The 15,135-nt window shown below is 39.5% G+C and carries 12 protein-coding genes; 11 read left to right on the top strand and 1 reads right to left on the bottom strand.

Annotation, left to right across the window (positions count from 1 at the left end):
* The first annotated feature begins 117 nt into the window (after positions 1 to 117).
* The 6 genes from BR30_RS0101360 (at position 118) to yihA (ending at position 9,404) form a co-directional block, all read left to right on the top strand.
* Positions 118 to 1,143: a tetratricopeptide repeat protein gene (locus tag BR30_RS0101360; RefSeq protein WP_026563399.1), complete on the top strand. Its 1,026-nt coding sequence runs from the start codon at positions 118 to 120 to the stop codon at positions 1,141 to 1,143.
* A gap of 168 nt (positions 1,144 to 1,311) precedes the next feature.
* On the top strand, positions 1,312 to 2,589 hold the full coding sequence (tig, locus tag BR30_RS0101365; protein WP_026563400.1) for a trigger factor: 1,278 nt from the start codon (positions 1,312 to 1,314) through the stop codon (positions 2,587 to 2,589).
* 391 nt (positions 2,590 to 2,980) lie between these two features.
* Positions 2,981 to 4,240, top strand: coding sequence for an ATP-dependent protease ATP-binding subunit ClpX (gene clpX, locus BR30_RS0101370; RefSeq protein WP_026563401.1), 1,260 nt, complete (start codon positions 2,981 to 2,983; stop codon positions 4,238 to 4,240).
* A gap of 350 nt (positions 4,241 to 4,590) precedes the next feature.
* Positions 4,591 to 6,258: an ATP-dependent protease LonB gene (lonB, locus tag BR30_RS0101375; protein WP_026563402.1), complete on the top strand. Its 1,668-nt coding sequence runs from the start codon at positions 4,591 to 4,593 to the stop codon at positions 6,256 to 6,258.
* 222 nt (positions 6,259 to 6,480) lie between these two features.
* Positions 6,481 to 8,826: an endopeptidase La gene (lon, locus tag BR30_RS0101380; RefSeq protein WP_442852952.1), complete on the top strand. Its 2,346-nt coding sequence runs from the start codon at positions 6,481 to 6,483 to the stop codon at positions 8,824 to 8,826.
* Positions 8,823 to 9,404, top strand: a complete 582-nt coding sequence (yihA, locus tag BR30_RS0101385) for a ribosome biogenesis GTP-binding protein YihA/YsxC (protein WP_026563404.1) — start codon at positions 8,823 to 8,825, stop codon at positions 9,402 to 9,404. The genes lon and yihA overlap by 4 nt, the downstream gene beginning before the upstream one ends.
* A 30-nt stretch (positions 9,405 to 9,434) precedes the next feature.
* On the opposite strand, the gene BR30_RS0101390 is transcribed toward yihA, so the two are convergent.
* The gene (locus BR30_RS0101390; protein WP_026563405.1) at positions 9,435 to 9,923 is read right to left on the bottom strand and encodes a LiaF transmembrane domain-containing protein; all 489 of its coding nucleotides are present in this window, start codon (positions 9,921 to 9,923) and stop codon (positions 9,435 to 9,437) included.
* A 277-nt stretch (positions 9,924 to 10,200) separates the two neighbouring features.
* On the opposite strand from BR30_RS0101390, the gene hemA reads away from it, so the two are divergent.
* The 5 genes from hemA to hemB are packed head-to-tail and all read left to right on the top strand — an operon-like array spanning position 10,201 to position 15,116.
* On the top strand, positions 10,201 to 11,544 hold the full coding sequence (gene hemA, locus BR30_RS0101395) for a glutamyl-tRNA reductase (protein ID WP_026563406.1): 1,344 nt from the start codon (positions 10,201 to 10,203) through the stop codon (positions 11,542 to 11,544).
* 12 nt (positions 11,545 to 11,556) lie between these two features.
* Positions 11,557 to 12,390 carry a cytochrome C assembly family protein gene (locus tag BR30_RS0101400; RefSeq protein WP_026563407.1) on the top strand — a complete coding sequence of 278 codons (834 nt, stop codon included), beginning with the start codon at positions 11,557 to 11,559 and terminating at the stop codon, positions 12,388 to 12,390.
* A 27-nt stretch (positions 12,391 to 12,417) separates the two neighbouring features.
* Positions 12,418 to 13,353 carry a hydroxymethylbilane synthase gene (gene hemC / locus BR30_RS0101405; RefSeq protein WP_026563408.1) on the top strand — a complete coding sequence of 312 codons (936 nt, stop codon included), beginning with the start codon at positions 12,418 to 12,420 and terminating at the stop codon, positions 13,351 to 13,353.
* Entirely contained in the window at positions 13,350 to 14,132 is a 783-nt protein-coding gene (locus tag BR30_RS0101410; RefSeq protein ID WP_026563409.1) for a uroporphyrinogen-III synthase, read from the top strand. The genes hemC and BR30_RS0101410 overlap by 4 nt, the downstream gene beginning before the upstream one ends.
* A 3-nt stretch (positions 14,133 to 14,135) precedes the next feature.
* Entirely contained in the window at positions 14,136 to 15,116 is a 981-nt protein-coding gene (gene hemB, locus BR30_RS0101415; protein ID WP_026563410.1) for a porphobilinogen synthase, read from the top strand.
* Positions 15,117 to 15,135 lie beyond the last annotated feature (19 nt).

A 15,135-nucleotide genomic window follows, 5' to 3' on the forward strand; every position in this document is an offset into this window, starting at 1 on the left:
CTAATTTTACCATTAATACTACATATTGAATTTAAACTCACCTTTTGACGGTGAGTTTTTTTTGTCATTTATTTATGCTAAACTAATTCCCATGACAATCCTAAGGACGGTTTTTTTATGAAAAAAAGGGAACCTGTGAAACGAATAGATAATATAGTCTTTTTTCCCGGAATTGAAAAAAGATTAACAGATAAAGGTCTCGAAAACCTTGAGAAGAAAAAATTTAAAGAAGCGATAAATTTATTGGAAGAAGCAAGAGAATATGACCCTGACAATGACGAAATTTTGATTGGGCTGGTTCTTGCGTATTTTGAAGCTTCTTCATTTCAAAAAGCGAAAGCACTCGCCAAGGAAATGCTCCATAAGGGGATTGGTGACTACCTCCAGATGGTCGACCTCTATTTGACCGTACTGATTCAACTCCATGAATATCAAGAAATCGTGTCAACCGTCGAAGCACTTTTAGAAGAAAAAGAGATTCCGCCAGAAAAACATGATCATTTCCTAACAATCCTTCAATTCAGTCGAAGGATGGCAGAGAATCGTCAACTAGATTTTGAGGAAATCGAACCAGAGGAAACAACGGCCCAAGAGTTAAACCTATTTGCGAATGGTAATCTAAACGAACAAATGCTCCTCATTTCAAGCCTGGCAAAGAAAAATATTCGCCCGTACCTCCATGAAATTGCTGATTATTTAGAAGCGGAAGCAGGTCATCCATTTTTAAAAACCATTCTCTTAACACTTTTAAAAGAGCAGGAAATTGATAGAGAACTTTTTATCAGGAAATTTGGCATGAAAAAGAAAGTTATTCCAACACAACTTCCCGAGGTTAGAGAAGAACCAAGAATGCGAGAGATAAAAGCGCTTGTAGAATCTCATCTGGAAAGCGAAAACCCTGGTCTTTTTGAAAACACGAGCGGAATGGTTGAACGTAATTTTTTTATAACCTACCCGTTTGAATTAGAGCCTGAGAGTACTCATGCTTGGGCCGCAGCCTTCCATCACTTGTCACAAGAGTATATGGGGATGAATACGAGAGTAGATTTTCTTTCCAGCGAATACGGTGTTTCTGTGCGGGAAATAGAAGAAGCAATCACAAAAATTGAGGTAATTGAGAAAATTTCTTATCCTAATATATAGGCTCGCTGTTGAAAGAAATCAATCCTATGTTATAATGTAGTGGTTGCATTGTGTAAAAAACTATATTTTACATTTAAAAAAAAGGAAATTGGCTTAATAGAAAGTGATTTCCAAACTACTCAAATTCGTTACGAATGATATGAGAATAGATTGTTGGAGGGAAAATGTATGTCAGCAAAATGGGAAAAGTTAGAAGGAAACCGTGGCGTTCTTACTGTTGAAGTAAGTGCGGACAAAGTAAACGAAGGTTTAAACGCGGCATTCCAAAAAGTAGTTAAGCAAGTTAACGTTCCAGGATTCCGTAAAGGAAAAATGCCACGTCAAATGTTCGAAAAACGTTTTGGTGTAGAATCTCTTTATCAAGATGCATTAGATATCCTTCTTCCAGAAGCATATGGAAGCGCAATTGACGAAACTGGCATCGAGCCAATCGATCGTCCAGATATCGACATCGAGCAAATGGAAAAAGGCAAAGAGCTTATCTTCAAAGCTACTGTTCAAGTAAAGCCTGAAGTTACATTAGGTGAATACAAAGGCTTAGAAGTAGAAGCACTTGAAACAAACGTGACTGACGAAGATGTTGCTAACGAATTAAAAACTCTTCAAGAGCGTCAAGCTGAGCTTGTTGTTAAAGAAGAAGGTACAGTAGAAAACGGCGATACAGCTGTTCTAGATTTCGAAGGATTCGTTGATGGCGTTGCTTTTGAAGGTGGAAAAGCTGAAAACCATTCACTTGAAATCGGTTCAGGATCATTCATCCCAGGTTTTGAAGAGCAATTAGTAGGATTAGCTGCTGGTGAATCTAAAGACGTGGAAGTAACATTCCCTGAAGAATACCATGCTGCTGAACTTGCTGGTAAGCCTGCAGTATTCAAAGTAACAATTCACGAAATTAAAGGAAAAGAACTTCCTGTATTAGATGACGAGTTTGCAAAAGATGTGGATGATGAAGTTGAAACATTAGATGCTCTTAAAGAGAAAATCAAAACTCGTTTAGAAAACAGCAAAAAGCACGAAGCAGAACATCATTTACGTGATACTGTTGTTGAAAAAGCTGCTGCAAATACAGAAGTTGAAATTCCAGAAGTTATGGTTACCACCGAAGTTAACCGTATGCTTCAAGAATTCGAACAACGCCTACAAATGCAAGGAATGAATCTTGAACTTTACTTCCAATTCTCAGGTCAAGATGAAAATGCATTACGTGAGCAAATGAAAGAAGAAGCTGTAAACCGCGTACGTGTGAACTTAACACTAGAAGCGATTGCTAAGGCTGAAAACCTTGAAGTAACTGACGAAGATGTTAATGCGGAACTTGAAAACATGGCTGGCATGTACAACATGACTGTTGATAGCATTAAACAAGCTCTAGGCGGACTTGAAGGCATCCAATCAGACCTTAAACTTAAAAAAGCAGTAGACTTTCTTGTTGAAAACAAGAAGTAATTAACTTGTTTCATGCAAGGCACGATATAAATCGTGCCTTGTTTTATACATTTTTACAAATACATATTATAATAAGAAGTGGGAAGATTTTTAACAATGGGCAGGAAATCATCTTAACCAAGTCGAATTAAATATAAAATAATTTCCAGTCAGCATTAAGATTTATTTTTACCATAATGGTTAAGATTAAAGAATACATAAGCGATTTAAAATGAATTACACAAACAAAGGGAAAACTATTTACCTTAAGCTTTTTATTTCCAGTCCATTGGCATTCTGTGTTACAATGCAACATACATACTATTCAATAATTAGAGAGAGACATGACTTTTGTTTGTGTTATTCGCTGCTTCGTATAGGGTACTAACATGTTTTTAAGGGGTGAAAGGATTTGTTTAAATTTAATGATGAAAAAGGTCAATTAAAGTGTTCCTTCTGTGGTAAAACACAGGACCAAGTTCGTAAATTGGTTGCCGGGCCTGGAGTTTACATATGTGACGAATGTATTGAACTTTGCACCGAAATCGTTGAGGAAGAACTTGGAACAGAAGAAGAAGTAGAATTTAAAGATGTGCCGAAGCCGAAGGAAATTTGTGAAATTCTTGATGAATATGTTATCGGTCAAGATCAAGCAAAAAAATCACTTTCAGTGGCAGTATACAATCACTACAAGCGCATCAATTCCAATAGCAAAATTGATGATGTTGAACTTGCAAAGAGTAACATCTGTATGATTGGACCAACAGGAAGTGGTAAAACATTACTAGCCCAAACATTGGCTCGTATTTTGAATGTACCATTTGCAATTGCTGATGCGACTTCACTTACCGAAGCTGGATATGTTGGGGAAGATGTTGAGAATATTTTATTAAAATTAATCCAATCTGCTGATTACGATGTAGAAAAGGCTGAAAAAGGGATTATTTATATTGATGAGATTGATAAAATTGCCCGTAAATCAGAAAATCCGTCGATTACAAGAGATGTTTCTGGTGAAGGCGTTCAACAAGCTTTATTAAAAATTCTTGAAGGTACGGTTGCAAGTGTTCCGCCACAAGGTGGAAGAAAACACCCACATCAAGAATTTATCCAAATCGATACAACAAATATCCTCTTTATTTGCGGTGGAGCATTTGATGGAATTGAACCAATTATTAAGCGCCGTTTAGGTCAAAAAGTAATTGGCTTTGGATCAGATATTAAGCAGCAGGAAGTTTCACAGAAGGAACTTTTATCAAAAGTATTACCAGAAGACTTACTTCGCTTTGGATTAATTCCAGAATTTATTGGCCGTCTTCCAGTGATTGCGAGCCTTGAGCAGTTAGATGAAGCAGCATTGATTGAAATTTTAACAAAGCCAAAAAATGCGCTTGTTAAACAATATCAAAAAATGCTTGAAATCGACGACGTGGAGCTTCAATTCGAAGAGGGTGCTTTGACTGAAATTGCCAAAAAGGCAATTGAACGCAAAACAGGAGCGCGTGGTTTACGTTCCATCATTGAAGGAATTATGCTTGATGTCATGTTTGACCTTCCTTCCCGTGATGACATTACTAAGTGCGTCATTACTAAAGAAACAGTCATTAACAATGGTGTTCCAAAACTCTTATTAGAAGATGGAACCGTCGTTGCTGAAGAAAAATCTGCATAAGATTATTTAAGACTCGGCTTATAGCCGGGTCTTTTTAGTAATATCGGGTAATTTCTAGTTATTATCAGGTGTTTTTTCGAGTTATCATTGATTTTTGAGGATAAACTTGAGGATTTTTCCTGGGAAAATCGTGCCAATCAGCGAATTTTCGTAATCAATCAGCGAATTTCACGGTCCAATCAGCGAATTTTGGCATTCAATCAGCGATTTTCCCCATTCAATCAGCGAATCCAATTTCCCCCCTATCTCTCGAAACAGTTTCTTACGAATATGTGGTTTATTCCACCCCACTGCAGGAAATACTTATTAATATATATTTAGTAAAAAGTTGAAGTGCAGGAGGGAAATGTATGAGTTGGACGGGGATTGCCTTATTTATACAGCTATTCTTCGGAATCATAATTGGACTGTATTTTTGGAATTTGCTTAGGAATCAGCGTACACAAAAAGTATCCATTGATCGGGAATCCCGAAAGGAAATGGAACAACTTCGCAAAATGAGATCTATTTCACTTTCAGAACCATTAGCTGAAAAAGTACGGCCTTCAAGCTTTCAAGATATTGTCGGCCAAGAAGATGGAATCAAATCATTAAAAGCGGCACTATGTGGACCAAATCCCCAGCATGTAATCATTTATGGACCGCCTGGAATTGGAAAAACAGCAGCTGCACGCCTTGTTTTAGAAGAAGCGAAAAAAAATCGTAAGTCACCTTTTAAACCTGAATCTGTTTTTATCGAACTAGATGCAACGACCGCACGATTTGATGAAAGAGGAATTGCCGATCCGTTAATCGGTTCTGTACATGACCCCATCTATCAAGGAGCAGGTGCCATGGGACAAGCAGGAATTCCGCAGCCAAAGCAAGGGGCGGTGACCAATGCTCATGGCGGGGTTCTTTTTATTGATGAAATCGGAGAATTGCATCCGATTCAAATGAATAAGCTCTTAAAGGTATTAGAGGATCGGAAGGTTTTCCTTGAAAGTGCGTATTACCATGAGGAAAATAACCAAATCCCAACCCATATCCATGATATTTTTAAAAATGGCCTACCAGCTGACTTTCGTTTAATTGGGGCTACGACAAGGACACCAAGTGAAATTCCCCCTGCGATTCGGTCGCGCTGTATGGAGGTATTCTTTCGGGATTTAACCCAAGAAGAAATCGTTGAAATTGCGAATAAGGCTGCCCAAAAAGTGAACCTAGAAATCAACGAAACAGGCGTAAATACACTATCGAACTATGCAAGGAATGGGCGCGAAACAGTGAATTTGATTCAAATTGCGGCAGGACTTGCGATAACGGAAGAACGTAATTATATCAAGGATGAAGATATTGAGTGGGTCATCCATGCGAGCCAGATGTCACCAAGAATGGAACGTAAGATTAATGATTTATCCCATGTGGGTCTTGTTAATGGCTTGGCGGTTTATGGGCCGAACTCAGGTGCGCTGTTAGAAATTGAAGTAACCGTTATCCCTGCTAAAGATAAAGGGACAATTAATATCACAGGTATTGTTGATGAAGAAAGTATCGGCGGACAAGGCAAATCGATTCGCCGGAAAAGTATGGCGCGAGGTTCCATTGAAAATGTTATTACCGTGTTACGATCAATGGGTGTCCCAGCCAATGACTTTGATATCCATGTGAATTTCCCAGGCGGTGTGCCAATCGACGGCCCATCGGCAGGAATTGCTATGGCCACGGGGATTTATTCAGCTATTTATAAAATTCCAATTGACAACACGGTTGCCATGACGGGAGAAATTAGTATCCATGGAAATGTCAAACCGATTGGCGGGGTGTATCCAAAGGTAAAAGCTGCGAAAAAAGCAGGCGCCAAAACAGTGATCATTCCAGAGGAAAACATGCAAACTATTTTAAATGAGATTGATGGGATAAAAATTGTTCCAGTTTCCCACCTACATGAAGTATTCGAGATTGCGCTAGTAAATGATTATCAAAAAATGGATGCTATTCCTGCATCGATTGAGCTATCTAAAAAAGAGAGTATCTAATGAAAAACTTCGGTTTGTGGCTCCAAAGACAAACCGAAGTTTTTTTGCCTATTTTATCAAAAGTTTTCTACCATGTTTATAGAAAGAATTCGGAATGATTGGGGAAAATAAACGTATGCTGAATAGAGAAATCACCTGCATTCTCTAAAAATAGACACTTAAAAATAAATAGGATAGAATTGTACAAAGACCATTCTGATTTTGTAGTGAAAAATTGTTTGCATGTGGAGGTGCAGTAATTTGACGAAAAAGAACGAATTGATCGTCCCCCTCCTGCCGCTTCGAGGATTGCTCGTCTATCCGACCATGGTCCTGCATTTAGATGTTGGACGTGAAAGATCTGTACAAGCACTTGAAAAAGCAATGGTAGATGACCATTTAATTTTCTTAACCACTCAAAAGGAGGTTTCAATTGATGACCCTTCTGAAGAGGATTTATACACGATAGGAACATTAACAAAAGTAAAACAAATGCTTAAACTGCCAAACGGCACGATAAGAGTATTGGTAGAAGGATTAAATCGTGGGGAAATCACTTCATTTCATGATGAAGAAGACTACTATGCGGTTACAATCATTACCTACGATGACCCAGAAACAAAGGATGTCGAAGATCAAGCCCTAATGAGAACCATGCTTGACTATTTCGAACAATACATAAAATTATCGAAGAAGATTTCTGCAGAGACCTATGCATCTGTTGCAGATATTGAAGAGCCTGGCAGAATGGCAGATATCATTTCCTCTCACTTACCAATTAAGTTGAAGGAAAAGCAGGAAATCCTGGAAACAACGGATATCAAAGAAAGAGTGAACAAAGTAATTGATATCATTCATAACGAAAAAGAAGTTTTGAATTTAGAGAAAAAGATTGGTCAGCGTGTCAAGCGTTCAATGGAACGGACACAAAAAGAGTATTATTTACGTGAGCAAATGAAAGCGATACAAAAGGAACTAGGCGATAAAGAGGGCAAAACCGGTGAAATTTCCGAGCTTACCAAAAAAATTGAGCAAGCAGGCATGCCTGAACATGTGCTAAAAGCTGCACAAAAGGAACTAGATCGATATGAGAAGGTTCCGTCTAGTTCAGCAGAAAGTGCTGTGATTCGAAACTACATCGATTGGCTTATTTCTCTTCCTTGGTCGAATAAAACGGAGGATGACATTGACATTAGCCGTTCTGAAAAAATCTTAAATCAGGACCATTATGGTCTTGAAAAGGTAAAGGAACGTGTCCTCGAATATTTGGCAGTTCAAAAGCTGACCAATTCGTTAAAAGGACCAATCCTTTGTCTAGCAGGGCCTCCAGGGGTTGGTAAAACAAGTCTAGCTCGCTCCATTGCGACGTCACTCAACCGTCATTTTGTTCGTGTATCACTTGGCGGTGTGCGTGATGAATCCGAAATTCGCGGACATCGCAGGACCTATGTGGGTGCGATGCCAGGGCGAATCATCCAAGGAATGAAAAAAGCAGGAACAATTAACCCTGTCTTTTTACTCGATGAAATTGATAAAATGTCCAGTGATTTCCGCGGGGATCCTTCAAGTGCCATGCTGGAAGTTCTAGACCCAGAACAAAATAGTAATTTTAGTGACCATTATATAGAAGAAACCTATGATCTCTCTAAGGTCATGTTTATCGCAACGGCCAACAACCTATCAACCATTCCTGGACCGTTATTAGACAGAATGGAAATTATCACAATTGCCGGCTACACTGAGCTTGAAAAGGTTCATATTTGTAGAGATCATTTGCTTCCAAAACAAATGAAAGAAAATGGTCTTTCCAAAGGAGTTCTTCAAGTCCGCGATGATGCGATTCTAAAAGTCGTTCGTTATTACACACGGGAAGCTGGTGTTCGAAGTTTAGAACGTCAAATGGCTACTCTTTGCCGTAAAACCGCAAAAATTATTGTTTCCGGTGAAAAGAAGCGCGTCATCATTACCGAAAAAAATATCGAAGAGTTTTTAGGAAAAACAAGATTCCATTATGGAATGGCAGAAAGCGAAGATCAGGTAGGAGTAGCAACTGGGTTAGCCTATACAACTGTGGGTGGAGACACACTCCAGATTGAAGTATCTTTAGCCCCTGGTAAAGGGAAACTTGTATTAACCGGGAAGCTTGGCGACGTCATGAAGGAATCCGCGCAAGCTGCGTTTAGTTATATTCGTTCTAAAGCGGAAGAACTAGGAATTGAAGAAGACTTCCATGAAAAATATGATATCCATATTCATGTTCCTGAAGGTGCCGTTCCAAAAGATGGACCATCGGCAGGAATTACCATGGCAACAGCACTGGTATCCGCATTGTCCGGCAGACCAATCCGCCGCGAAGTTGGGATGACAGGAGAGATTACGTTAAGAGGAAGAGTCCTTCCGATTGGCGGTTTGAAAGAAAAGACGCTTAGCGCCCATCGTGCTGGCTTAACGAAGATTATTCTTCCAAAAGATAATGAAAAGGATATTGATGATATCCCAGAAAGTGTTAGGAATGAACTAGATTTTGTCCTTGTTTCCCATGTGGATGAAGTCTTGAGGCATGCCCTTTTGAAAGGTGAAGTACAATGAAAGTAGTCAGTTCAGAAATAGTCATCAGTGCCGTAAAGCCAGAACAATATCCAGAAACAGAGTTACCTGAATTTGCGCTTGCCGGTCGTTCCAATGTTGGTAAATCTTCTTTTATCAATAAAATGCTCAATCGAAAAGGTTTGGCAAGAATTTCCTCCAAGCCAGGAAAAACACAAACGCTTAATTTCTATTTAATAAATGAAATGCTCCATTTTGTGGATGTTCCAGGTTATGGATACGCGAAGGTGTCAAAATCAGAGCGGGCAGCCTGGGGGAAAATGATCGAAACCTATTTTACATCACGTGAGCAACTAAGAGCAGCAGTGCAAATTGTTGACCTCAGACATCCACCATCGAAGGATGATGTGATGATGTATGATTTTTTAAAGCATTATGAAATCCCTTGTATTATCATCGCAACAAAGGCGGATAAAATTCCAAAGGGAAAATGGCAAAAGCATTTAAAGGTTGTCCGAGAGACATTAGACCTTGATAAAAATGACCAAATGATTCTTTTCTCCTCTGAAACTGGACTTGGAAAAGATGAAGCATGGTCGGCACTTAAGAGCTATATGTAAAAAAGAAACGCCTGGCATTTGCGCCAGGCGTCATTTTTTCTTCTTAAGTAAGAAATAAATACCCACAACAATAAGCAGGGCAGGCCAAAACTTCCACACTAAACTCATTCCGTTTTGGAGTAAATCAAAATATGCTGTAATTTTATCATAAAATAAGAGAAGAACAGCTAAAATAAGAAAAAGGAATGCTTGGAATAAACCAGAATTCGTCTTTTGAAAGCGCAGGAAAAACCCTACAGAAATAATTAATATTAGCATTCCAATCGTGTTACTTGGCCAAAAGGACATCTTGCCGACCAGATGAAAATGGAGTCCAAAGCCAGCCATAATGACCCCTGGAAGAATTGCCTCATAGTCATTTGCAGAATACCCCTGACCTAAAAAAGCAATTCCGACAATAATCAGTAGGGTCGGCCATGTGAAAAATTGTTGAAAAATAGTTATGCCGGTTTGCTGCAACAGAAAGTAAGCACCAAAGCCGATGAGAATGATCCCAGGAAAAATTCGTTGATTCTTCATTAAAAACACCACACTTCCAGTAAGGTTCTCTTGAATCTTGTCCATTTTTTTGGTACTGTACATAAGGAAGTATTTTAAAAAAACATTTATCATGATTAAGAAAATCTAAAGGAAAGGCTGCTAAACTGTTCCAAGTGGATTGGTTATCAGCGACTTTACTTTAATATATTACCATATAGTTTCGTTTTCTGTTCACATTTTACGAGCAAAAGTCGAAATTGCTCATGATATAATCATACTAGCTAAGTTGTAATATCTATTGGGGGTGTCCTTACAAATGCATACATTAGTGATCGGTATAAACTATAAAACTGCCCCTGTTGAAATTCGCGAGCGGTTGTCATTTAATGAAGCCGACCTTGCGGAGGCCATAAAAAAGCTAAACACAAAAAAAAGCATCCTAGAAAATATCATCTTATCTACATGTAATCGTACGGAAATTTATGCGGTGGTAGATCAATTACATACAGGCCGCTATTATATTAAAGAATTTCTGTCTGAATGGTTCGGAATAGAACAAAAAGAATTTTCTCCGTTCTTATTTGTGTATGAAGATGATGGGGCGATTGATCATTTATTTAACGTGACTTGCGGACTTAATTCCATGGTTTTAGGAGAAACACAAATCCTTGGACAGGTTCGTACGAGTTTTATGTTGGCGCAGCAAGAAGCAACAACTGGTACTGTATTTAACCACTTGTTTAAACAAGCCATTACCCTTGCCAAACGTGCTCATTCAGAAACTGATATTGGTGCCAATGCCGTTTCTGTCAGCTATGCAGCAGTCGAATTAGCCAAGAAAATTTTTGGTTCACTTGCTAATAAACATGTGTTAATTTTCGGAGCAGGAAAAATGGGAGAATTAGCTGCTCAAAACCTTCACGGTAATGGCGTGAAAAAAGTTACGGTAATTAACCGAACCTATGAAAAGGCGATTGATTTAGCGAATCGATTCAGCGGTAAAGCGAGAACATTGGCTGAATTAGAGAAAGCAATGGTGGAAGCTGATATCCTAATCAGTTCGACTGGTGCGAAGGACTTTGTTATTTCAAAAGAAATGATGGTCGGCGTTGAGAAAAAACGCAAAGGGAAGCCGTTATTTATGGTGGACATTGCTGTACCACGCGACTTAGATCCAAGAATTGGTGAACTTGAAAATGTCTTTTTATACGATATCGACGATTTAGAAGGAATTGTTGAGGCCAACTTGCAAGAGCGCAAGAAAGCAGCAGAAAGAATCATGCTCATGATTGAAAAAGAAATCGTGGATTTCAAGCAATGGCTTGGAACACTTGGAGTGGTGCCAGTCATCTCAGCACTAAGAGAAAAAGCCCATGTGATTCAATCGGAGACGATGGTAAGTTTGGAAAGGAAATTGCCAAATTTATCAGAACGTGACTTAAAAGTTTTAAATAAGCATACAAAAAGTATCATCAACCAGCTCTTAAAGGATCCTATCTTACAAGCAAAAGAATTGGCTGCGCGACCTGACGCAAATCAGGCAATGGAATTATTCATGAAAATTTTTAATATTGAAGAGCTTGTCCAAGAACAACATTCGAAAGCAGCCGAAACCAATCAAATACCGGTTACAACACCGCGGGCTTCCTTTCAGTCATAAGGGGTACATTCTATGTTTAATGTCTTTATGACAAGGCTTCACGAATTAACCGTTGTTCTCTACGCCTTTAGTGTGTTGTTATATTTTTTCGATTTTCTACACCATAACCGGAAGGCAAACCGTATTGCTTTCTGGTTACTTGCGTTTGTATGGATTTTGCAAACCGTCTTTCTCGGAATCTATATGTATAAAACAGGCAGATTCCCGGTACTAACGATTTTTGAGGGACTCTATTTTTATGCTTGGATTTTAGTGACATTATCCATTGTAATCAATCATTTATTACGCGTTGATTTTATCGTTTTTTTCACGAATATCCTTGGCTTTACGGTAATGGCCATTCATACATTTGCCCCGGTGCAATATAGTTCGCATATCATGGCGAAGCAGCTGGTTTCTGAACTACTGTTGATTCATATTACGATGGCTATTCTTTCATATGGTGCATTTTCCCTATCCTTTGTTTTTTCATCCTTATATTTGCTTCAATATGATTTATTAAAAAGGAAAAAATGGGGCACTAGGCTCATACGGATTGCTGACTTAGATAAACTCGAAAAATCATCCTACATATTGGCAGTGATCGGTGTGCCAATGCTGCTGCTGAGTTTGATTTTAGGACTGCAGTGGGCCTTTCTTAAGGTTCCGGGGATGCCTTGGTACGATATGAAAATCGTTGGATCATTTCTGTTATTAATAGCCTATAGTATCCTTTTATATTTGCATATTATGAAAAATCTATCTGGCCGGAAATTAGCCATTTGGAATACAGCGGCATTTTTAATTGTCTTAATTAACTTTTTCTTATTTGGTCGATTATCATCTTTTCATTTATGGTATGCGTAGTGCATAACCACCTCAGGAGGCACATTCATGAGAAAAATCATTGTAGGTTCTAGACGAAGCAAACTGGCTTTAACACAAACAAATTGGGTGATGGACCAGTTGAAAAAGTTGGACTCTCGTTTCGAATTTGAAGTGAAAGAAATCGTCACAAAAGGGGATCAAATTCTTAACGTTACCCTATCAAAAGTTGGCGGTAAAGGATTATTTGTAAAAGAAATCGAGCAGGCTATGCTTGATAAAGAGATTGATATGGCCGTTCATAGTATGAAAGACATGCCAGCTGTTTTACCAGAAGGTCTGACAATTGGCTGTATACCATTCCGTGAGGATCACCGTGATGCGCTCATCTCCAGAGGACATGTAAAGTTAAAAGATTTAAAACCCGGTGCGATTATCGGGACAAGCAGCCTGCGCCGCAGTGCTCAGTTATTAGTGGCGCGTCCTGATTTAGAGATTAAATGGATCCGTGGTAACGTAGATACAAGATTAGCAAAATTAGAAACGGAAGAATACGATGCGATTATTCTAGCAGCTGCAGGCCTTTCACGCCTTGGCTGGACTTCAGACGTAGTTACTGAATTTTTGGATGCTGACCTTTGTATTCCAGCTGTGGGTCAAGGCGCATTATCGATTGAATGCCGTGAAGACGATAAAGAACTTCTAGAACTTTTTGAAAAATTCACTTGTAAGAAAACAGAAAGAGCCGTTCGTGCCGAGCGTGCCTTCCTTCAAAAAATGGAGGGTGGGTGTCAGGTACCAATTGCCGGCTTCGCCTATGTTGCGGACAATGATGAAATCGTCCTAAATGTGTTAGTAGCTTCACCAGAAGGACATGAAATCATTAAAGAAGAAGTGAGAGGACATAACCCAGAAGAGCTTGGTGTTCAGGCAGCTGACCTTTTAATTCAAAAGGGTGGTAAAGACCTGATTGAGAAGGTAAAACGGGAGCTCGAAGGTCAATGACCCAAACGTTACCTTTGCTTGATAAGACTGTTCTTGTTCCAAGAGGAGAAAATCAAGCAAAATCCTTTTCACAGCTTGTTGAAAGGTACGGAGGGATTCCAATCGAAATCCCTCTTATTGCCTTTCGTCCGATTGAAAAAAATCAACGTCTTCACGATGCTTTGATGGCACTCGATACATATGACTGGATTATTTTTACTAGCAATGTCACAGTTGAAACCTTCTTTTCTTTTTTTCAAAACAAAGAGGCGGGTCGATCGTTTCCGAGAATCGCTGTGATTGGAAAAAAGACAGCAGAGGTTTTGGAGGCAATGGGATTCTCACCTGAGTTTGTTCCGTCCGCCTATGTGGCAGAAACGTTTGTGGAAGAATTTAACCCATTATTGGATAGGGATGCACGGGTGCTGCTTCCGAAAGGAAATCTTGCACGGGAGTATATCGCCAGGTCCTTAACAGAACGGGGTGCACAGGTGGATGAGGTTGTCATTTACGAGACATACCTGCCCGATGAAAGTCGCGATAAGCTGGCTCAGATGCTAGCGGATCACAAACTCGATATCCTTACCTTTACAAGCCCTTCAACGGTCGACCATCTGATGACTGTCGTTAAAGAGTGCGGATTGGATAAGCAACTAGGAAACTGCCTTATTGGCTGTATTGGTCCAGTTACCGAGAAAAAATTACATGACTATGGATTAACGGTCCATGCGTCACCAAAAGAGTATACCGTAAAAGAAATGATTAATAGCATGATTGCTTATTTAGAGACGGAGGAATAATAAATGGAACTTCAATTTAAACGTCATCGCCGCTTACGCTCAAGTGCAAGCATGCGTTCACTTGTTCGTGAAAATCATCTGAAAGCAGAGGACTTCATTTATCCACTTTTTATTTATGAAGGCGAAAATATCCGCAATGAAGTTTCATCCATGCCGGGTGTTTACCAAGTATCGATGGACCATCTAGAAGCAGAAATGGAAGATATCGTCGCACACGGAATTAAGTCGGTTTTACTATTCGGCATTCCAAAAACGAAAGACGCGTGCGGAGAGCAAGCCTATCACGACCATGGAATCGTGCAGGTAGCCACTCGCTTTATCAAAGAAAAATTCCCTGAAATTATTGTCGTAGCTGATACATGTCTTTGCGAATATACAAGCCACGGGCATTGTGGAGTGGTTGAAGGGGAGAAGATTCTTAACGATCAATCACTTGAATTGCTTGTAAAAACGGCTATAGCTCAGGCAGAAGCAGGGGCAGACATTATTGCTCCATCCAACATGATGGATGGTTTTGTCGCCGCTATTCGTGCGGGATTGGATGAAGCGGGCTTTACGGAGATTCCGATTATGTCATATGCCGTGAAATATGCATCAGCGTTCTACGGTCCTTTCCGTGAAGCGGCAGAGGGTGCACCGCAATTTGGTGATCGTAAGACCTATCAAATGGATCCTGCTAACCGGATGGAGGCATTTAGAGAAGCAGAATCTGATGTCGCTGAAGGGGCAGACTTCCTTATCGTGAAACCAGGTATGCCATACCTTGACATCGTTCGTGATATGAAAAATACCTTTAATTTACCGATTGTTATTTATAATGTAAGCGGTGAATATGCCATGGTTAAAGCAGCAGCACAAAACGGCTGGATTGATGAAAAAAACACCGTGCTTGAAATGTTAATGGGTATGAAACGCGCGGGTGCAGACCTAATCATCACGTATGCTGCAAAAGATGCGGTTCGCTGGTTACGAGAAGACCAATAATTTGAAAAGAGGGAACGGC

The sequence above is a fragment of the Bacillus sp. UNC41MFS5 genome, from assembly GCF_000686805.1.